This is a genomic window from Actinomadura physcomitrii (assembly GCF_008923205.2).
In the GTDB taxonomy this organism is placed as follows: Bacteria; Actinomycetota; Actinomycetes; order Streptosporangiales; family Streptosporangiaceae; genus Spirillospora; species Spirillospora physcomitrii.
This window is the reverse complement of the sequence record NZ_WBMS02000048.1, coordinates 1-19,577: the sequence shown is the minus strand read 5'-3', so window position 1 is coordinate 19,577 and position 19,577 is coordinate 1. Positions and strand designations below refer to the sequence as shown.

Sequence of the window (19,577 nt, the reverse complement as noted above, 5' to 3'; positions counted from 1 at the left end):
TGATGGCCGTGCACGCCCACCCCGACGACGAGTCCAGCAAGGGCGCGGCCACGATGGCCAAGTACGTCGCGGAGGGCGTGGAGGTCCTGGTCGTCACCTGCACCGGCGGGGAGCGCGGCGACATCCTGAACCCCGCGATGGACCGCCCGGAGGTCAGGGCCGACATCGGCAAGGTGCGCGAGGCGGAGATGGCGCGGGCCCGCGAGATCCTCGGCGTCGGCCAGCGCTGGCTCGGCTTCGTCGACTCCGGCTTCCCCGAGGGCGCCCCGCCGCCGCCGCTGCCCGAGGGCTGCTTCGCGCTGGAGCCGCTGGAGACCGCGAGCGAGCCGCTGGTGCGCGCCGTCCGCGAGTTCCGCCCGCACGTGATGCTGACCTACGACGAGAAGGGCGGCTACCCGCATCCCGACCACGTGAAGTGCCACGAGGTGTCGGTGGAGGCGTTCGAGGCCGCCGGCGACCCGGACCGCTACCCGGACGCGGGCGAGCCGTGGCAGCCGCTGAAGCTCTACTACCACATGACGTTCAGCAAGGACCGCATCCTCGCGCTGCACACCGCGATGGAGAAGGCGGGCCTCGAGTCGCCGTACCACGACTGGATCGAGCGCTTCGAGGAGGAGAAGGAGAAGCGCGCGAGGTGGGACGTCACGACCCGCGTCCCCTGCGCGGACCACTTCGAGACCCGTGACCGCGCGCTGCTGGCGCACGCGACCCAGATCGACCCGAACGGGTTCTGGTTCCGCGTCCCGCTGGACGTCCAGCGCGAGGCATGGCCGACCGAGGACTACCATTTGGCCAGGTCCCTGGTCGACACCGAGTTGCCGGAGGGCGACCTGTTCGCCGGCATCCGGGAGAAGGTGTGTCTGTAGTGCTTCCGCTCGCCCACGCCATTCCGCTCAACAACGACACGGTCAGCCCCGGCTTCCTCGGCTTCGGGGTGTTCCTGGCGCTGCTGGTCGCACTGGTGTTCCTGGTCCGCTCGATGAACAAGCAGATGAGGAAGATCCAGGCGCCCCGCGAGGCCGATCTCAAGCAGCAGGAATGGGAGCGGGCGCAGGCCGCCAAGGCCGCGGCGGCCGCCGACCGCGGCGCCGGCGACGAGTCCGCCGGCACCGCCTAGCCCGGCGCGGCCCGGCCATCCCCCCATGAGCGACGCGCGCACCGGGCCCGCCGTTCTCGACGCCGTGCCCGCCCCGCGGCCGTCCGGGGTGGACGCGCTGCTGCGGTCGCGCGGCGGCGCGGCCCGGGTCACCTTCTTCGAGCTCTTCTCCGACCTGGTCTTCGTCTTCGCGGTGACCCAGCTGTCGCACCGGCTGCTGGAGCACCTGACCGCCCGGGGCGCCGCCGAGACGCTGCTGCTCCTGCTCGCGGTCTGGTGGGCGTGGATGTACACCTGCTGGACCACCAACTGGTTCGACCCGGACCATCCGGCGGTCCGGCTGGTGCTGGTCGGCGTGATGATCGCCGGGCTGTTCATGGCGGCGATGCTGCCCGGCGCGTTCGGCTCCGGCGGCGTGTGGTTCGCGTCCGCCTACGCGGCCATCCAGGTCGGCCGGACCGTCTTCGTCGTCGCCGCCACCTGGACGCACGAGCTCGGCCGCAACTTCCAGCGCGTCCTGTTCTGGCAGGCGGTGTCGGCCGTGCTGTGGATCGGCGGCGCCCTGGTGGACGCGGCGGACGTCCGCGCCGGGCTGTGGGTGCTCGCCGTCGCCCTGGAGTACCTGGCGCCCTGGCACGGGTACGCGACGCCGCTGCTGGGCCGGTCCAGCACCGCCGACTGGACGATCGACGGCGGCCACATGGCCGAGCGCTGCCAGCTGTTCGTCATCATCGCGCTCGGCGAGTCGGTGCTGGTCACGGGCGCGACACTGGGCGGGCACACGCCGACGGCGGGGGTCGCGGCGGGGTTCGTGTCGGCGTTCGCCGGCGCCGTCGCGCTGTGGTGGATTTACTTCGACCACACGGCGGAGATGGCCGCCGAGCGGATCGCCGAGTCCCCCGACCCGGGACGGCTGGGCCGGTCCGCCTACACCTTCATCCACATCGTGATGGTCGCGGGCATCATCGTCGGCGCCGTCGCGGACGAGATGGTGATGGCGCATCCCGGCGGGCACATGACCGCCGGTTTCGCGGCCGCCGCGGCCGGCGGCCCGGCCCTGTTCGTGTTCGGGCACGCCCTGTTCAAGCGGGCCGTCTTCGGAGAGTTCACCCGGGCCCGGCTCACCGCGCTGGTCGCGCTCGCGGGGCTCGCGGCGATCTCGCCCGCGCTGGACCGGCTGACCCTGCACGTCTGCACGACGGCCGTGGTCGCCGCGCTCGCGCTGTGGGACGTGCGCGCCTACCGGCTGCGCCGCCGCGACCTCGCCGTGCCGGGGATGCGGCCCGTCCCGTTCGACGGGACCGCGGAGACCGGCGGCGGGACCGGCGAGGCGCCCGCGGGACGCTGAGCCGGCCGGTTCCGGTCCGGCGCGTCGGGGGAAGGACCCCGACGTGCGCGCGAAATTCGAGGAGTCCTACCGGGCGCTCCCGCCGGACGCGGCCCGGCTGCTGCGGCTGCTGGGCCTGCAGCCCGGCGACGACTTCGGCGCCGCCGCCGCTGCCGCCCTCGCCGGGATCCCGGAGGACGGCGCCCGCGACCTGCTGGACACGCTCGCCGATCGCGGCCTCGTCGCCGGCGCGGGCGGCGGACGGTTCCGGCTGCCCGGGCCCGTCCGCGACTACGCGCGGGAATGGGCCGCCCGGGAGGACGGCGAGGAGGAGCGGGACGCGGCGCTGCGCCGCGTCCTGGACCACTACCTCGCCGGCCCCGCCGCGGGGGAGGCGGAAGTCGAGGCGGAGGGACTGGCGCTGCTGCACCGGGAGCGCTGGGCGGAGGCCGCCGAGACGCTGGAGGAGGGCCTGCGGCTCGCCGAGCGGGACGGCGACCGCCGCACGGTGCTGCTGGCCAGGCACAACCTCGGCCGCGCGCTGATGGAGAGGGGCGACCTCGACCGCGCCATCGGGCTGCTGGGCGCGCTGCCGGACGAGTTCGCCGCGGTGTCCGACGACCAGGACCGCGCCCGCGCCCTGACCACCCTCGGCGAGGCGTACCTGCGCGCGGGACGGCCCGTCGCGGCGACCAACTTCTTCGGGCAGGCGCTGGAGATCGTCCGGGCGGAGGAGGCGCCGGAGCGGGAGGGCGACGCGTTCGTGCACCTCGCGGACGCGGCGCGGCAGCGCGGCGACACCGCGGCCGAGGGCGCCGCCCTCGACCGCGCGATCGCCCTCTACGGCCCGGTCGAGGCGGGCAAGGCCGAGGCCCTGGCCCGCCGGCGGGAGGGGCTCACGCCTTCCGATGGTCCCAGCTGACGACGGTGTCGGGGTCCATGACGACGAGGACGCGCTTGGACATCGCCTGCTCGATGCCGGCGGCCATGGCGGGGTCGATGGGCTCGCCGATCTCCGGGACGGGCAGGCCCGCCATGCGGGAGCCGACGACGTAGCCGACCTTGTGCAGCTCGTCGCGGTCCTCGATGACCAGGCCGCGGCCGTACAGCGCGACGCCGCGCAGCTCGTTGTACTCGACGCCGTCCTCGACGAGGCAGGTCATCGTGGGGTTGCGGCGCAGGTTCACGACCTTCTGCGACGAGTGGTACGTGGTGAACGCGATCTTGCCGTCGAGCAGCGCGTAGAACATGGTGACGAGGTGCGGCTCGCCGTCCTTGCCGATGGTGGCGACCTGGACCTTGAAGTTGCCCGCGAGGTAGGCGGCGACCTCGTCCGGAGTCATCTTGATCTTGTCACGCTTGCTTCCGGCCACGCGGCTCTCCCTTGCTCGCATCGGTCCAGGACGCGGTCAGAATAACCAAGCGCTTGCATGAGTCCGCACCCGGCACCATGGGGTCATGTCGGTACGCGATCTGATCGTCCTCGGGTCCGCCAGCGCGGTCCCCACCAAGGCGCGCAACCACAACGGGTACCTGCTGCGCTGGGACGGCCAGGGGCTGCTGTTCGACCCGGGCGAGGGGACGCAGCGGCAGATGGCGCACGCCGGCGTCGCCGCGAACGACGTCACGTGGATCTGCGTGACGCACTTCCACGGCGACCACTGCCTCGGCGTGCCCGGCATCGTCCAGCGGATCGCGCGCGACGGCGTGGAGCACCCGGTGAACGCGGTGTTCCCGGCGAGCGGCGCGCAGTACTGGGAGCGGCTGCGGTACGCGTCGGCGTTCCACGACACCGAGGTCGTCCGCGAGTGGCCGGTGTCGGGGGAGCGGACCGAGCTCGACCTCGAGGACGCTCCGTTCTCGCTGGTCGCGCGGCGGTTGTCGCACCCGGTGGAGGCCTACGGGTACCGGGTCGAGGAGCCGGACGGCGTGACGATGCTGCCCGAGCGGCTCGCCGCGAAGGGCGTACGAGGGCCGCTCGTCCGCGAGCTGCAGGAGCGCGGACGGGTGACGGCGCCGGATGGTGCGACGGTCACCCTGGACGAGTGCAGCACGCGGCGCCCCGGGCAGAAGGTCGCGTTCGTCATGGACACCCGCCGCTGCGACGGCGTGCGCGACCTCGCCGCCGGCGTCGACATGCTCGTGATCGAGTCGACGTTCCTGGACGAGGACTCCCCGCTCGCGGCCAGGTTCGGCCACCTCACCGCGGGGCAGGCGGGCCGGGTCGCGGCCGACGCCGGCGCCGGGCACCTGGTCCTCACGCACTTCTCCGAGCGGTACCGCGCCGAGGACGAGCACCGCTTCGAGGACGAGGCCGCCGCCGCGTTCGGCGGCGCGATCTCACTCGTCCACGACCTGGACCGGATCCCGCTGCCGCCCCGGCGGGCCGCAAAACCTCGCCCGCCACAGTGAGACCGCGGCTCAACATGGGCAGGACTCCGGGCATGGCTGAAGAAGTCGATGTCGTCGTCATCGGACTCGGTCCCGGCGGGGAGGACGCGGCGGGCCGGCTGGCCGAGGCGGGCCTGTCCGTGGCGGCCGTGGAGTCCCGGCTGGTCGGCGGGGAGTGCCCGTACTACGCGTGCGTCCCGACGAAGATGATGGTGCGCGCCGCGGGGCTCATCGCCGACGGCACCCGCATCCCCGGGATGGCGGGCGACTCGATCATCAGGCCGGACTGGGCGCCGGTGGCCGCCCGGATCTGCGACGAGGCGACCGACTCGTGGACGGACACGGCCGCCGCGGACCGCCTCACCGGCAAGGGTGCTCAGCTCGTGCGCGGGGAGGGCCGCATCACCGCGCCCCGCGAGGTGACGGTCGGCGACCGGGTGTTCCGGGCCCGCCGCGGCATCCTGCTCAACACCGGCACGGCACCGTCGGCGCCGCCGGTCGACGGGCTCGCGGACGTCCCGTTCTGGACGAACCGCGAGGCCGTCCAGGCCACCGAGGTGCCGGAGTCGCTGCTGGTGCTGGGCGGCGGCGTGGTCGGCGTGGAGATGGCGCAGGTCTTCTCCCGCTTCGACAGCCGCGTCACGATCGTCGAGGCCGGCGACCGGCTCGTGGTGAACGAGGAGCCGGAGTCCAGCGACCTGCTGCGGCAGGTGTTCGAGCGCGAGGGCATCGGCGTGCGGACGGACGCGAAGGTCACCGCCGCGTCGTACGCCGGCGGCCAGTTCCGCCTGCACCTCGGCGAGGAGACCCTGACCGCCGACCGGCTGCTCGTCGCGACGGGCCGCCGCCCGAACCTGAAGGGCCTGGGCCTGGCCGCCGTCGGCCTGGACGAGAACGCCCGGCACATCGACGTGGACGGGCACATGCGCGCCGCCGACGGTGTCTGGGCGATCGGCGACATCACCGGCAAGGGCGCGTTCACGCACATGTCGATGTACCAGGCGTCCGTCGCGGTCCGCGACATCCTCGGCGAGGAGGGGCCGCAGGCCGCCTACCGGGCCGTGCCGCGGGTGACGTTCACCGATCCGGAGATCGCGTCGGTCGGGCTCACCGAGGCGCAGGCCCGCGACCAGAACCTGCCGGTCCGCACCGGCATCGCGCCGATCCCGGAGTCGACGCGCGGCTGGATCCACAAGGTCGGCAACGACGGCTTCATCAAGCTCGTCGAGAGCACCGAATGGGGCGTGCTCGTCGGCGCGACCGCGATGGGGCCGGCCGGCGGCGAGGTCCTCGGCGCGCTGGCCGTGGCCGTGCACACCGAGGCCCCCACCGCGGCCCTCCGCGAGATGATCTACGCCTATCCCACCTTCCACCGCGCGATCGAGACCGCGCTCGCCGCGCTGGAGGGCTAGCGGGGGCGGCCGGTGTTCCGGCGCATCGCGCGCGGCAGCGCGGTCGCGGCCCGGCCGACCCGGAAACTGACCGAGCCGCGGACGGAGTCGAGCTCGTGCTGCGCGCGGGCCCGCTCCCTCGACGGCCACCGCCTCCCAGACGGCGGCGGACACGCCGGGGGTGTGCTCGGAGCGGTAGTCGTCGCAGGCGACGACGCCCTCGGTAGGGAGCATGACGTGCGCGGCCTGGATGTCGCCGCGCACGTGCTCGTACAGGTGGGACGCGTCGACGTGCACGAACCGGCAGCTCTCCGGCCGCACATGGTCGAGGATCGCCGACGTCGGCGCCTGCACGATCTCCGGCCGACCGCCTCCCAGTCCCGCTTCTCTTCGAGCAGGCCGCGGAGAACTTCATCGAGGGCGGCGGACCGCTGCTGGAACACCGCTTGAGTGATCTCGCCCCGTCGATGGCGCTCCTGCAGCTCCTCCTGCCTGAGGCGAATGGCATCGGGTTCCGGAGCCCGAGCCCACGGCGCTTGCCTCAGGGCGCCGGGTCGCGCCGTGGCGAGCGAGTCCAGGACGAGTTCGGTCACCTCCGCCTCGATCCATTCGCCGCGCACGGCGCTCCCGCCGCACCCGCCATCGCTCCCCGGCCGGCACGCATACCGGTACGTCCTGCTTCGTGGCACAGCCCGCCATGACGCACCCGCGGCGGCGTCCGTCGGCCTCCTTGCCGCATAGGAGGAATCCCGACAGCAGATACTTCCGCGGCGTGCGCCCGTTGCCCGCCAGGCTCCTGCCTCCCGGCGCTCGGCGGCGTGGTTCGTACCGTGCGCGGACGGCCTCCCACTCGGCCCGGCTGATGATCGGCTCCCAGCAGCCCAGGACGGGAGAGCCGTTCGGGCCGATGACGATCTCGCCGTCCAGCATCCGCAGCCCCGCCAGGCGCGGACTGGAAATGATCTGCTTCACCGTCTGGGTCCGCCACGGGCCGCCGTTCCCGGTAGGAAGGCCGGACCGCGCGAAGATATCCGTCATGGCACCCCACGACCGTCCCTCGGCGCAGGCGGCCACCGCGGCGCGAATCACGGCGGCCTCTTCTGGAACGACTTCGATGGCGCCGGGAGCGCCGTCGACGAGGCGGTAGCCGAAGGTGCGCCCGCCCGTGTGCGGGATCCCGCGCTGTGCCTGGGCGGCATGCCACCGTTTCGTCCGTTCGGAGCGTCTGACGTTCTCGCCCATCACCACCGAAACGTCGTGCAGGCCCGACTCCTCGCTGCCCGCCGCGTAGAGGTCGTGGCATCCTCGCCAGTCCACGAGCATGCGTCCGGGGCGGAGCGAAACGCGGTCACGAACCGCTCCCACTGCACCGGTGTTTTGTGGATCCGGTCGACATCGACCGCGATCACCCCCTGGACAGGCGCTCCGTCGGCGGTTCGATCGCGGTGCAGGTCCCCGAGCATGGCCTCGAATCCGGGGCGGTGCACGTCGCGGCTCGCCGACCTGTCGTTGTCGGTGTAGCGCTTGATCACAATGCCGCCGTTGTCGCGCGCCATCGCGGCGCATGCGGCGTGCTGAGCCTCGACGCCCAGCGCGGCGGCGAGAGTTCGTCGTTTGCCTGAAAGGTCGCTGATACGTGCGTATCCGATGAAAGACGTCTCGGCCATCTCGCCTCCCGAACCGACGTGCGGACGCGCCGGACGCTACCGTCCGGCTCCGACGTTTCACGGAGGGTGGCCGAAGAGGGGTGGTCGCCGTGTGAGAGGGTTGGAGGGTGAATCGACTGGCTCAGGCTACGTCGCCCTATCTCCTTCAGCACGCCACCAATCCGGTCGACTGGTGGGAATGGGGAAAGGAGGCGATCGCGGAGGCTAAGCGGCGGGACGTGCCCATACTGCTCTCAGTGGGGTACGCATCCTGCCACTGGTAGCTCCGCCATCCACATGCTGCCATGTCATGGCCCACGAGTCCTTCGAGGACGGGGAGACCGCGCGGCTCATGAACGAGATGTTCGTGAGCGTCAAGGTGGACCGGGAGGAACGCCCCGACATCGACGCGGTCTACATGGAGGCCACGCAGGCGATGACCGGCCAGGGCGGCTGGCCGATGACCGTGTTCATGACGCCCGACGGGCACCCGTTCTACTGCGGAACGTACTTCCCGCGGCAGCAGTTCCAGGCGCTGCTGCAGGCCGTCCACAAGGCGTGGACGGAGCAGCGCGACGAGGTCGTCGGGCAGGGGCAGCAGGTCGTCGCGGCGCTGACGTCGCGCGGGACGGGCCTCGCGGGCGGTGAGGCCCCCGGCGCCGAGCGCCTCGCGCACGCCGTTCGGGCGCTGGCGCAGTCCTACGACGCGGCGCGCGGCGGGTTCGGCGGCGCGCCGAAGTTCCCGCCGTCGATGGCGCTGGAGTTCCTGCTGCGCCACCACGCCCGCACGGGCGACGCGGAGGCCCTCGCGATGGCCGGGCACACCCTCGAGGCGATGGCCCGCGGCGGGATGTACGACCAGCTCGGCGGCGGGTTCGCGCGGTACTCGGTGGACGCGAGCTGGGTCGTCCCGCACTTCGAGAAGATGCTCTACGACAACGCGCTGCTGGCGCGGGTGTACGCGCACTGGTGGCGGCTGACCGGGTCGCCGTTCGCGCGGCGCGTCGCGCTGGAGACCTGCGACTGGATGCTGCGCGACCTGTGGACCCCCGAAGGCGGCCTGGCGTCGGCGCTGGACGCCGACAGCGAGGGCGTCGAGGGCAGGTACTACGTCTGGACGCCCGAGCAGCTGCGCGAGGTGCTCGGCGAGGACGACGGCGCCTACGCCGAGCGCCTGTTCGAGGTGACGGGCACGTTCGAACACGGCACGTCGGTGCTGCAGCTCCTCCGCGACCCCGACGATCCCGAGCGGTACGAGCGCGTCCGGACGCTGCTGCTGGAGGCCCGCGCGCACCGGGTGCCGCCGGCGCGGGACGACAAGGTCGTCGCGGCCTGGAACGGCCTCGCCGTCGCGGCGCTCGCCGAGTGCGGGGCGCTGTTCGACCGGCCCGACCTCGTCAGGGCGGCCGAGGACGTCGCGCGGCTGCTCATCGGCGTGCACGAGAGCGGCGGCCGGCTCGTCCGGACCTCGCGCGGCGGCGCCGCCGGCGAGAACGCGGGCGTCCTGGAGGACTACGCGGACGTCGCGGAGGGCCTGCTCGCGCTGCACGGCGTGACCGGCGACCCCGCGCACATGCGGCTGGCGGGCGAGCTGCTGAACACCGTCCTCGAACGGTTCGCGGACGGGTCGGGCGGCTTCTACGACACCGCCGACGACGCCGAGCGGCTGTTCCGGCGCCCGCAGGATCCGACCGACAACGCCGTCCCGTCCGGGCAGTTCGCGGCGGCGGGGGCGCTGCTGTCGTTCGCGGCGCTGACCGGGTCGGACTGGCACCGGCAGGCGGCGGAGGCCGCGCTCGGCCCGGTCGGGCCGCTGGTCGGCGAGCACGCGCGGTTCGCGGGCTGGGGCCTCGCGGTCGCCGAGGCGCACGCGGCCGGACCGGTGGAGATCGCGATCATCGGCGGCCGTGACGACGAGCGGACCCGCGCGCTGCACCGCACCGCGCTGATGTCGCCCGCGCCGGGCGCGGTGGTGAGCGTCGGCGAGCCCGGCGCCGAGGGCGTCCCGCTGCTGGAGGGCCGCGAACCGGTGGACGGCGCGCCCGCCGCCTACGTCTGCCGGATGTTCACCTGCCGACTGCCCGTCACGACCCCGGCCGAGCTGACCCGCGAACTACGTGGGCAATTGGATTAACCGTCCATTTTGTGGCAGCGTGACCTTGCTCTCGTACCCGCATGGTGTTACCAATGGGTAGCGGAGACGGGGCTGACCTCATGGGGCGGGGCGGGCAGGGCTGCCCGCTGATGCGCCGGGTATCTGGACGGTTGCCGCTCCTCTAGGTCATAGTCGTGGGAGCCGGGAAGGCCGACCTAAAAGGAGCGTGGCAGTGCGGAAGCCGAACCGCCGGATCCTACCGACGATCATCGGCGTTTCGGTCCTGACCACGCTCGCCGCCAACACCGCGGTCCTCATCGCCCGCGGCCACGACGGCGATCCCGCCCCCTCCCCGCAGGAGAAGCAGGCCCGCTACGTCGCCGCGTCCGGCAGCACCCGCCTGTCGCCCGGCGCGGTCGCCCCCCTCGGCAAGCGCCTCACCCCGCACGTCCTCGTCGCCGCCCCGTCCGCGCTGCCCGCCGCGACCATCGCGAAGATCCGCGCCGCCAAGGGCGTGAAGGGCGTCGAGGTCGTCGACGCCGTGCAGGGCATGGTCGCCGGCAAGCGCGTCGGCCTGATGGGCGTCGACCCGTCCACGTTCCGCAACTACACGCCGAAGCCGACCGCCCAGTCCGACGCGCTCTGGCGCAACGTCGCCTCCGGTGACGTCGCCATCTCCTTCACGATGGGCAGCGACGGCGGCGTCAAGCTCGGCTCCCAGGTGCCCGTCGGCGGCAAGCAGCACCAGTCGAACCTGCGCGTCGGCGCCTACGCGACGATGGGCATCGGCGACGTCGACGCGGTCGTCTCGCACGCCACCGCGCAGGCCCTCGGCATGCCCACCGGCAACGCGATGCTGATCAGCGTCCCGAAGACCACGCCGGCCGCCTTCATCAAGAAGCTGAAGAAGGTGCTGCCGAAGCACGCCAAGGCCGTCGCGGTGAACCCGCAGCTCGACTTCCCGAAGGCCGGCTCCGGCAACGCGCCGACCTCGCACGGCCAGGTGATGACCGCCGCCCAGGTGCAGACGGTGATCAAGGCGGCGTACTCGCGGATCGGCTGGCCGTACGTGTGGGGCGGCGAGTCGGAGGCCGAGGGCGGCTACGACTGCTCCGGGCTGATGCAGTACGCGTTCGCCCGCGCCGGCATCCGCCTCCCGCGCGTCGCCGCCGACCAGGCCCGCGTCGGCTGGGTCATCCCGTACAGCAAGGCCGTGCCGGGCGACATGCTGATCTGGGCCAACGACCCGACCGCGCCCGGCTACATCTCCCACATCGCCCTGTACATCGGCAACGGCAAGATGGTCGTCGCCCCGCGCACCGGCCTCGACGTGATGATCCAGAACGTCTACACCCGCAACCTCAAGGGCGCCGTCCGAGTAAGCCCCAAACTAGCCGCCCGACTCGCCGGCTAGCTGTGCTTTCCCAGGGGGGCGACCCCCACCCGGCGCGCTGCCCCCAGCCCCGGCAGCCCGAGCCTTAACCCCGGCAGCCCGAGCCTCAGCCCCGGCAGGGTTGAACCTCAGCCCCGGCAGGGTTGAACCTCAGCCCCGGCAGGGTTGGACCCCAGCCCCGGCAGGTTGAACCCCAGCCACCTCACGGGCGGGCACGCGGAGCGAGCGCTAGCGAGCGCAGCGGGCCTGCCCGACGACTGACAGGCTGTTTCGCGCGGAGCGCTAGCGGAGCGGGAAACAGCCTGTCAGTCGTGATGGGGGTTCCAGGGGGTCGCCCCCTGGGAAAACAGGGTCGCCCCCCTGGGAATTACAGCGGGCAGCCTTGGCTCAGGAACTCCAGGTTGTGGTCGACGAGGGCGGGGATGTCCTCGATCGTGGCTTCGCCGTCCAGCCACTGGTACATGGCGGCCTGCATGACGCCGATCACGGCCCAGGTGAACGCCTGGACGTCGCCGTCGGTGGTGGGGCGGCCGGTCCGGGCGGAGATCGCCTCGCTCAGCATGGCCGCGGTGCCCTCGCGCATCGACTCGAAGGTGCGGCTGCGCAGTGCGGGCACGTGCGCGGTGAGCTCCAGCCGGGTCCGGACGACCTCCAGATCCTCGGCGATCATCTGCGGGAGGATCTCGCGGAGCGTGGCGCGCAGCGCCTCGATCGCGGTCAGGTCGGGCGGCTGGCGGCGGAAGATCTCCGCCATGATCGGGTCGTACTCGTCGGTGACCACGACGTCTTCCTTGGCGGGGAAGTACCGGAAGAACGTGCTGGGGGAGATCTCCGCGGCGGCGGCGATCTGCTCGACGGTGGTCTGGTCGTAGCCCTGCTCGCTGAAGAGCCGGAGGGCGTGGTCCTGGATCGCCCTCCGGGTCCTCAGCTTCTTGCGCTCCCTCAGCGGCAGCCGTGCGAGCCGTTCGTCCAGGCGGTCGAGGGCGTGCTCAGGGTGCGACGTGCTCATGCGCCGATTCTGGTTCATCCGCGGCGGCGTCCGCACCCCGGCGTCCCGGCTGGAAGGCCAGCAGGAGGACGGCGACGGCCAGCGACCCGGCGGCGCAGGCGGCGAGCACCGCGTCCATGCCGTGCACGTAGGCGTCGCGGGCGGAGGCCAGCAGGGCGCCGTCGTGGAGCCTGCCGGCGACCGCGACGGCGCCGCCGACGGAGTCGTGCGCGGCGTCCGCCGCGCCGGCGGGGAGGCCTCCGGTCGCGACGCGGTCCCGGTAGACGGCCGAGAGCAGGCTGCCGAGGCCGGCGACGCCGAGGGTGCCGCCGGTCTGGCGGAGGGTCTGGACGAGCCCGGACCCGCGTCCGGCCTGGTCGGCGGGGAGCGCGGCCATCAGCGCGTCCATGGCGGGGACGAGGGACAGCCCGCAGCCGAGGCCGATCAGCAGCAGCCACGGGACGATCGAGCCGTAGGAGTCGCCGGCGCCGGTGAACGCGCCCCAGCCGAGGCCGGCGGCGAGCACGGCCAGCCCGGTGGCGATGACCGGCTTGTGGCCGGTGCGGGGGACGATCCGGTCGGTGGTGAGCCCGCCCGCCATCAGGCCGAGCAGCATCGGGATGAGCCGCAGCCCGGTGCCGAACGCGTCGTTGCCGAGGACGGCCTGCAGGTACTGCGGGAACACGAACAGCAGCCCGCCCATCAGCAGGTTCGCGGCGATGGCGGCGACCATCGCCCAGCTGAACCGGGCGTCGCGGAACAGCCGGACGTCCATCATCGGGTGCGGTGCGCGCCGCTCCCACAGCACGAACGCGGTGAGCAGGACGGCGGCGAGGGCGAGGACGCCGAGCACGACGGGGTCGCCCCAGCCGCGGACGGGGGCCTCGATGACCCCGTACACGAGGGCGACGAGGCCGCCCATCGACAGCAGCGAGCCGGGGCCGTCCGCCCGGGGAGCGGCCGGGTCCCTGGTCTCGGGGATGGTCAGCGCGAGCGCGATGCCGCCGACCAGGACGATCGGCACGTTGAGCAGGAAGATCGAGCTCCACGAGTAGTGCTCCAGCAGCCAGCCGCCGACCAGCGGGCCGAGCGGCAGGCCGAGCGCGGTCGCCGACGACCAGACCGCGACGGCCCGGGTGCGCTCCTCGGCGGGGAAGATCGCGGGGAGCATCGACATCGACAGCGGGGTGACGATCGCGGCGCCGAGGCCCATGAAGGCGCGCGCGGCGATGACGCCGCCGGTGCCGCCGGACAGGGCGCCGGCGAGGGAGGCCGCGCCGAAGACGGCGAGCCCGGCGAGCAGGGTGCGCTTGCGGCCGAGGCGGTCGCCGAGCAGCCCGGCCGGGAGCAGCAGCGCGGCGAACACCAGCAGGTAGGAGTCGACGATCCACTGCAGTTCGCTGGTGCCGGCGTGCAGCTTCTCCGAGAGCGTGGTCAGCGCGACGTTCAGGATCGTCATGTCGAAGCCGAGCGCCAGCATGCAGAGCGCGAGAGCGCCGAGTCCCCACCAGCGCCGTTCGTATCCCACCCTCATGACTTTCACCTCCAAATAAGAGTCCATCGAAGTTGAGAGTAACTATCAAAAGATGGTGAATGTCAATCGAGGTGAGGTCTGGCGACCCCGGCGGTGGCGTTGTAATTTTGATTACATGAATACGAGTGAAGCCGCGGACCGGCTGCGCGGCTGGTTCGCCGGGCGGCTGCCCGACGGATGGTTCGAGGGCGCGCCCGAGGTCGTCGTCGACCGCGAGGAGGTCAGCGTGGTCGGCCGGCTCCCCGAGCCGGACGCCGCGGGGGACGACGTCTCGGAGACCGAGCGGTCCGCGCTGCTCGCCGGGCACGTCCAGCGGTTCCGGGAGGAGACCCGCGACCAGCGCATCGCCATCGCGCGCGAGGCCGAGCACGCCTTCGGCCACAAGGTCTCCTGGGGCGTCGAGTGCGGCGGCCACCGGGAGATGTTCACGACCCTGTCGGTGCCCGTCATGACCCGGCTCCGCCAGCCCGAGCGCCGCGTCCTGGACACCCTCGTCGAGGCCGGGGTCGCGCGCAGCCGCAGCGACGCGCTCGCCTGGTGCGTCCGGCTCGTCGGCAAGAACACCGACGAGTGGCTCGGCGAGCTGCGCAGCGCCCTGGAGCACGTCGAGCGCGCCCGGGCCGCCGGCCCGAACCCCTGACCGGCCCGCGCGGGCATTACGCGATCACGACGTCCACGGGGTGTGATCATGGTGCCGACCTGGCCTAATGTGCGTTGAAAGCGCGGAGCGGCCGCGCCGGGGCACCGCCGGGGAGGGGGACGGAGCGTGCGGACGCTGCGCTGCCTGGACGGCTCGGTGCTGGACGTCGTGCCGGTCGCCTCGCTGGACCGCGGCGGCACCCCGTTCGAGGTCACCCTGGAGCTGCGCCGCGACGGCGACCGCTTCGGCGCCGTGGGGGAGCGGTGCGGCTACTTCCTGGCCGACCTCGCCCGCCGGGTCGAGGCGGCCCGCGCCGACGGCTCGCCGCAGGCGGCCCGCTGGCCCGACCCCGACGACCGCTTCCCCGACCCGCCCGCCGCCGGAGGCGGCGGCCGCGAGCCCGAGCTGTTCGCCTTCCGCTACCGCGACCGCGGCGACGTGATCAGCACCGGCGAGCTGCGGTGCGCGCTGCGGACGTCGTCGATGTGGCTGGGGCGCCGGCAGTCCGCCGCCGGGCGGTGGCGGGTGGCGCGCCGGGCGGTGATCGAGGCGTGGGGCGCGAGCGGGCGCGGCGTCCGCGCCGTGCTCACCTCCGCCGAGCTCGCCCGGTTCCTCGCAGCCGTGCTGGCCGACGCCGATCGGGCGGGAACGTCCGGGATGTCGGGAGTCTCCGGAGCATCCCGGGCGGCCGGCCCCGCTCGCCTCGGCCGTGCCCCCCGGCCCGCGCGCTAGCCTGACATCACCGGAACGGCGGGAAAAGTGTCGCGGTCGGGCCATAATTGAGCGTCCGTTCCCGTCCGGGAGGATCGCTCGAAGGGATGCCCACATGGGGGTTCGGCGCACTGGGACGTCACGGCGCGAGCAGACCGCGAAGGGCGGCGCCGCCCGCGACGGCGGCGCGCGCCGCGGCCCGTCCGCCGGCGCCCGGCTGACCGCCGCGCTCCGCCGCAGCGGTCCGTACGCGGCCGTCCGCGACGCCGTCTACCGCATGTACGAGCACCGCGTCGAGGCGTCGCTGCCCACCGACATCACGCCCCGCCACGTCGGCGTCATCCTCGACGGTAACCGGCGTTGGGCCAGGTCGATGGGGCTGGCCGACGTCAACCACGGGCACCAGCGCGGCGCCGACAAGATCTCCGAGCTGCTGCAGTGGAGCACCGAGGCCGGCGTCGAGCACGTCACGCTCTGGCTGCTGTCCACCGACAACCTGAACCGTCCCGCGAACGAGCTCGACCCGCTGCTGGAGATCATCGAGAACACCGTCCGCGAGCTCGCCGACGAGGGCTGGCACGTCAAGCCCGTCGGCGCCCTCGACCTCCTGCCCGATAAGACCGCCCGCGTCCTGAAAGACGCGGGTGAGGCGACATCGGGCGCTCCCGGGCTGATTGTGAACGTCGCCGTTGGGTATGGAGGTAGGCGTGAGATCGCTGATGCGGTGCGCTCACTGCTCATCGAGCAGGCGAGCCGTGGCACCAGCATCGAGGAACTCGCCGAGGGCCTCGAGGTGGAGCACATCGCCGAGCATCTCTACACGCGCGGCCAGCCGGACCCGGATCTGGTCATCCGCACCTCGGGGGAGCAGCGCCTGTCCGGCTTCATGCTCTGGCAGAGCGCCCACTCGGAGTTCTACTTCTGCGAGGTCCACTGGCCGGACTTCCGCAAGGTCGACTTCCTGCGGGCGATGCGTTCCTACGCCGCGCGGCACCGGCGCTACGGTACCTGACGGGCCTCCTGTCGCCTTCGTCGCAGAGTCCACCGCCCCAGGCCGCCGTCCCCTGACCGGGGTCTCCGGCCGTACGGGGGCGGACTGTCGCGCCACCGGTACATCCCCCATGATCAGGGAGATCGAGTGGCCACAACCTCGCCGCGCCGTCCCGAGTCCGGGAACCCAGCCGGAACGCCCGTTCCGGACCGGCGCACGTACGTCCTCGACACCAGTGTCCTGCTCGCCGACCCGGGGGCGATGACCCGGTTCGCCGAGCACGAGGTCGTACTTCCCATCGTCGTCATCTCCGAGCTCGAGGCCAAGCGCCATCACCCGGAGCTCGGCTACTTCGCGCGGCAGGCCCTGCGCACCCTCGACGACCTGCGCCTGGAGCACGGCCGGCTGGACGAGGCCGTCTCGGTGCAGGGGCCGAACGGGGACCAGGGCGGGACGCTGCGCGTCGAGCTCAACCACTCCGACCCGAGCGTGCTGCCGGACGGCTTCCGGCTCGGCGACAACGACACCCGCATCCTGTCGGTGGCGGCGTGGCTGGCCCGCGAGGGCCGCGACGTCGTGCTGGTCTCCAAGGACCTGCCGATGCGGGTGAAGGCGTCCGCGGTCGGGCTCGCCGCCGAGGAGTACCGGGCGGAGCTGGCGGTGGTGGAGTCCGGCTGGACCGGGATGCGCGAGGTGGAGGTGCCGTCGGCGGCCCTGGAGGAGCTGTACGAGACGGGCGGCGCGGACCTGGAGGAGGCGCGGGACCTGCCCTGCCACACGGGGCTGCGGCTGCTGTCGGAGCGCGGGTCGGCGCTCGGCCGGACGCTGCCCGACAAGTCGGTGAAGCTGGTGCGCGGCGACCGGGAGGCGTTCGGGCTGCGCGGCCGCTCCGCCGAGCAGCGCATCGCGCTCGACCTGCTGATGGACGAGGACGTCGGGATCGTCTCGCTCGGCGGGCGGGCCGGCACGGGCAAGTCGGCGCTCGCGCTGTGCGCGGGCCTGGAGGCCGTGATGGAGCGGCGGCGGCACCGCAAGGTCGTGGTGTTCCGGCCGCTGTACGCGGTCGGCGGGCAGGAGCTCGGCTACCTGCCGGGGTCGGAGAACGAGAAGATGTCGCCGTGGGCGCAGGCCGTCTACGACACGCTCTCGGCGGTGACCACCCCGGAGGTCATCGAGGAGGTCGTGGACCGTGACATGTTGGAGGTCCTGCCGCTCACCCACATCCGGGGCCGCTCGCTGCACGACTCGTTCGTGATCGTGGACGAGGCGCAGTCGCTGGAGCGCGGCGTGCTGCTGACCGTGCTGTCGCGGATCGGCGCGGGCTCGCGGGTGGTGCTGACGCACGACGTGGCGCAGCGCGACAACCTGCGGGTCGGCCGGCACGACGGCGTCGCCGCGGTGGTGGAGAAGCTGAAGGGGCACCCGCTGTTCGCGCACGTGACGCTGACGAGGTCGGAGCGGTCGCCGATCGCGGCGCTGGTGACCGACATGCTGGGCGACGTCGGCGCCTGACGGGCGCGGACGGACGCACCGGGCGCCCCGCCGGCCCTCCGCGAGGAGCGGCCGGTGGGGCGCCGCCGTCCCTGCCTGTGGACGGCCCTGTGGACGAACCTGTGGAAACCTCTACGGAACGTGATCCTTAAACGCCGTACCGTGGAGTTGTGATGAAGGTCACACAACCCAATCCGATGCGAAGAAACCGCAGGTCGCGACGGGTTTTCAGGGAAGCGAACGGCGAGTTGACAAGCGCACCACGCGCAGCTTTCGTCTCGTTTCGGTTGCGGACCAGGGTTCGGGCTCGGGCATTGTGTGTCCTCGTAAGCACCCCCGGAACGGTGCCGCCCGGCAGCGCACCCCCTGAAAAAGCGCGCGGGCGAGAGCCGTTTCAGGCCCGGAGCCGTCCGCAGCCCGGACGGGCCGCCGGGCCGGGGTGGAAGCAGCTCGCCCGCGTGCCCATGCGCGTGCGACCGTCGGAAGGACCGCCTTGTTCGGAGACCGTCCCGGGTCCCCTAGGCGAGACGAACGACAGAGCTTTGCCCCCGAGGAGCCGTGGTCGCACGCGGCCCCGGCCTCCGCCGAGACCCCCCGGCCCGGCGGCGCCGAGGCCTTCCCGCCCGCGCCCGGCGACGAGGACGTCAGGGTCGCCGGCCCGCAGCCCGCGCTCGGCGCGGCCCCCGCGGGCGACACCCTCGGCTTCCAGCCCGTCCCGCAGGACGGGTCCCCGGCGGGCGCGACCGGTGCCACCGGCGTCCTCGCCATGGGAGCCCCCGGAGCCGATGGGGTTCATGGGATCGCCGGCGAACCGGACGCCGGCGAGCCCCGCGACGAGATCGTCTTCGGAGCCGGCTCCAACGCCGGTCCCGCCGGACCTTCCGGCGCCGGCGGCACCGCCCGCCGCAACGGCCCGCGCCGGCTCGGCGGGCCCCGCCCCGCGTCCGGCCGGTCGTCCGGCGGGCGCCCGCGCCGCTCCGGCGGCGGCCGGGGCGGCCTGAAGGTCGCCGCGGTGGTCGCGGGCGCGCTGGTCGTGGTCGGCGGCGGTGGCGCCGCCGCGTTCGCGATGACCGGCGGGTCCGGTGACGACGGCGCCAAGACCGTCCAGCCGCAGAAGCTGGCGGACGCCGCCGCCGCGCCCAAGGTCGACCCGATGGTCATGGAGCAGATGCGCCGCAAGGAGGCCTACGAGCGGGCCTCCCGCGCCACCCGCGAGGACCCGTCCAAGGGCCCGAAGCTGCAGGTCAAGGGCAAGCCGATCCCCACCCCGACCCCGACGAAGTCGAAGAGCTCGGGCAGCGGCGGCGGCCCGTCCGGCGACCCGGTCCCGGCCGGCGAGGCGCAGCAGATCGCCAAGAAGCTGCTGCCGAGCTACGGCATGAGCGGCTCCGGCCAGTTCGGCTGCCTGGTGAACCTGTGGAACAAGGAGAGCCACTGGAACACCCACGCGGCCAACCCGTCCGGCGCGTACGGGATCCCGCAGGCGCTGCCCGGCTCGAAGATGGCCAGCGCCGGCCCCGACTGGCAGAACAACGCCACGACCCAGATCAAGTGGGGCCTCGGCTACATCAAGGACCGGTACAGCACGCCCTGCGGTGCGTGGTCGCACTCGCAGTCCAGCGGCTGGTACTAGACCGCATCACAACATCGGAGAGAGGGGGGCGGCCCCGGGGGGGGGCCCCCCCCCCCCCGCGGCCCGCGGCCCCCGCGCCCGCCCGCCGGCGGACCCGCCCCCCCCCCCCCGCCCCCCCCGCCGCGGCGGGCCCCGCCTCGGCCCCCGGGGGCCCCCCCCCGCCCACGGCCGGGCGGCGGCGGGTACCGCAGCGGGCGGTGCGGCGTCACAGGTTGCCGCGGCGCTCCTGCTCCCGCTCGATCGCCTCGAA

Annotated in this window: 17 protein-coding genes and 2 pseudogenes; 13 read left to right on the top strand and 6 right to left on the bottom strand. The window is 73.3% G+C overall.

Annotated features, from left to right (window positions below):
• The first annotated feature begins 2 nt into the window (after window positions 1-2).
• From mca to F8568_RS47280, 4 genes are read left to right on the top strand one after another with little or no spacing between them, the layout of a single operon-like run.
• A complete protein-coding gene (mca, locus tag F8568_RS39040; protein WP_151598693.1) occupies window positions 3-866 on the top strand; it encodes a mycothiol conjugate amidase Mca in 864 nt (287 codons plus the stop codon).
• Complete coding sequence (locus F8568_RS39035) at window positions 857-1,117, top strand: hypothetical protein (protein WP_202125861.1); 261 nt, start codon at window positions 857-859, stop codon at window positions 1,115-1,117. The genes mca and F8568_RS39035 overlap by 10 nt, the downstream gene beginning before the upstream one ends.
• A 25-nt stretch (window positions 1,118-1,142) precedes the next feature.
• Window positions 1,143-2,444, top strand: coding sequence for a low temperature requirement protein A (locus F8568_RS39030; RefSeq protein ID WP_151598652.1), 1,302 nt, complete (start codon window positions 1,143-1,145; stop codon window positions 2,442-2,444).
• Window positions 2,445-2,487: 43 nt separating this feature from the next.
• Entirely contained in the window at window positions 2,488-3,345 is an 858-nt protein-coding gene (locus F8568_RS47280) for a tetratricopeptide repeat protein (protein ID WP_151598651.1), read from the top strand.
• Here F8568_RS47280 and F8568_RS39025 read toward each other — a convergent pair.
• Window positions 3,320-3,796, bottom strand: a complete 477-nt coding sequence (locus tag F8568_RS39025) for a pyridoxamine 5'-phosphate oxidase family protein (RefSeq protein WP_151598650.1) — start codon at window positions 3,794-3,796, stop codon at window positions 3,320-3,322. The two genes, F8568_RS47280 and F8568_RS39025, sit on opposite strands and share 26 nt — an antisense overlap.
• An 85-nt stretch (window positions 3,797-3,881) precedes the next feature.
• On the opposite strand from F8568_RS39025, the gene F8568_RS39020 reads away from it, so the two are divergent.
• Both F8568_RS39020 and F8568_RS39015 read left to right on the top strand, forming a co-directional pair.
• The gene (locus F8568_RS39020; protein ID WP_151598649.1) at window positions 3,882-4,835 is read left to right on the top strand and encodes a ribonuclease Z; all 954 of its coding nucleotides are present in this window, start codon (window positions 3,882-3,884) and stop codon (window positions 4,833-4,835) included.
• Window positions 4,836-4,867: 32 nt separating this feature from the next.
• Window positions 4,868-6,226 carry a dihydrolipoyl dehydrogenase family protein gene (locus F8568_RS39015; RefSeq protein ID WP_151598648.1) on the top strand — a complete coding sequence of 453 codons (1,359 nt, stop codon included), beginning with the start codon at window positions 4,868-4,870 and terminating at the stop codon, window positions 6,224-6,226.
• Window positions 6,227-6,412: 186 nt separating this feature from the next.
• Here F8568_RS39015 and F8568_RS51290 read toward each other — a convergent pair.
• The 3 genes and pseudogenes from F8568_RS51290 to F8568_RS39000 form a co-directional block, all read right to left on the bottom strand.
• Window positions 6,413-6,559 (bottom strand): annotated as a pseudogene (locus F8568_RS51290) (class I SAM-dependent methyltransferase); the annotation flags it as partial.
• A 57-nt stretch (window positions 6,560-6,616) separates the two neighbouring features.
• Window positions 6,617-7,447: a recombinase family protein gene (locus tag F8568_RS51285; RefSeq protein WP_407924509.1), complete on the bottom strand. Its 831-nt coding sequence runs from the start codon at window positions 7,445-7,447 to the stop codon at window positions 6,617-6,619.
• Complete coding sequence (locus tag F8568_RS39000) at window positions 7,447-7,872, bottom strand: recombinase family protein (RefSeq protein WP_151598646.1); 426 nt, start codon at window positions 7,870-7,872, stop codon at window positions 7,447-7,449. The genes F8568_RS51285 and F8568_RS39000 overlap by 1 nt, the downstream gene beginning before the upstream one ends.
• Before the next feature lie 107 nt (window positions 7,873-7,979).
• Here F8568_RS39000 and F8568_RS38995 point away from each other — a divergent pair.
• Together F8568_RS38995 and F8568_RS38990 are read left to right on the top strand one after the other, a co-directional pair.
• Window positions 7,980-9,985 (top strand): annotated as a pseudogene (locus tag F8568_RS38995) (thioredoxin domain-containing protein).
• 193 nt (window positions 9,986-10,178) lie between these two features.
• Window positions 10,179-11,360, top strand: a complete 1,182-nt coding sequence (locus tag F8568_RS38990; protein ID WP_151598645.1) for a C40 family peptidase — start codon at window positions 10,179-10,181, stop codon at window positions 11,358-11,360.
• 346 nt (window positions 11,361-11,706) lie between these two features.
• Here the strand turns inward: F8568_RS38990 and F8568_RS38985 are convergent, their stop codons facing one another.
• Window positions 11,707-12,348 (bottom strand): acyl-CoA-like ligand-binding transcription factor, encoded by a 642-nt coding sequence (locus F8568_RS38985; RefSeq protein ID WP_160573924.1) that lies wholly within the window; start codon window positions 12,346-12,348, stop codon window positions 11,707-11,709.
• On the bottom strand, window positions 12,329-13,861 hold the full coding sequence (locus F8568_RS38980; protein ID WP_202125859.1) for an MFS transporter: 1,533 nt from the start codon (window positions 13,859-13,861) through the stop codon (window positions 12,329-12,331). Before F8568_RS38980 ends, F8568_RS38985 begins: the two co-directional genes overlap by 20 nt.
• A 115-nt stretch (window positions 13,862-13,976) precedes the next feature.
• On the opposite strand from F8568_RS38980, the gene F8568_RS38975 reads away from it, so the two are divergent.
• The 5 genes from F8568_RS38975 (at window position 13,977) to F8568_RS49045 (ending at window position 19,327) form a co-directional block, all read left to right on the top strand.
• Window positions 13,977-14,501, top strand: coding sequence for a hypothetical protein (locus tag F8568_RS38975; protein WP_151598643.1), 525 nt, complete (start codon window positions 13,977-13,979; stop codon window positions 14,499-14,501).
• A gap of 126 nt (window positions 14,502-14,627) precedes the next feature.
• The gene (locus tag F8568_RS38970; RefSeq protein ID WP_328601217.1) at window positions 14,628-15,233 is read left to right on the top strand and encodes a hypothetical protein; all 606 of its coding nucleotides are present in this window, start codon (window positions 14,628-14,630) and stop codon (window positions 15,231-15,233) included.
• 94 nt (window positions 15,234-15,327) lie between these two features.
• A complete protein-coding gene (locus F8568_RS38965) occupies window positions 15,328-16,224 on the top strand; it encodes an isoprenyl transferase (RefSeq protein ID WP_151598642.1) in 897 nt (298 codons plus the stop codon).
• Between the two features lie 126 nt (window positions 16,225-16,350).
• Window positions 16,351-17,715 (top strand): PhoH family protein, encoded by a 1,365-nt coding sequence (locus F8568_RS38960; RefSeq protein ID WP_151598641.1) that lies wholly within the window; start codon window positions 16,351-16,353, stop codon window positions 17,713-17,715.
• Between the two features lie 472 nt (window positions 17,716-18,187).
• Window positions 18,188-19,327 carry an aggregation-promoting factor C-terminal-like domain-containing protein gene (locus F8568_RS49045; protein WP_236009925.1) on the top strand — a complete coding sequence of 380 codons (1,140 nt, stop codon included), beginning with the start codon at window positions 18,188-18,190 and terminating at the stop codon, window positions 19,325-19,327.
• Window positions 19,328-19,577: the final 250 nt, after the last annotated feature.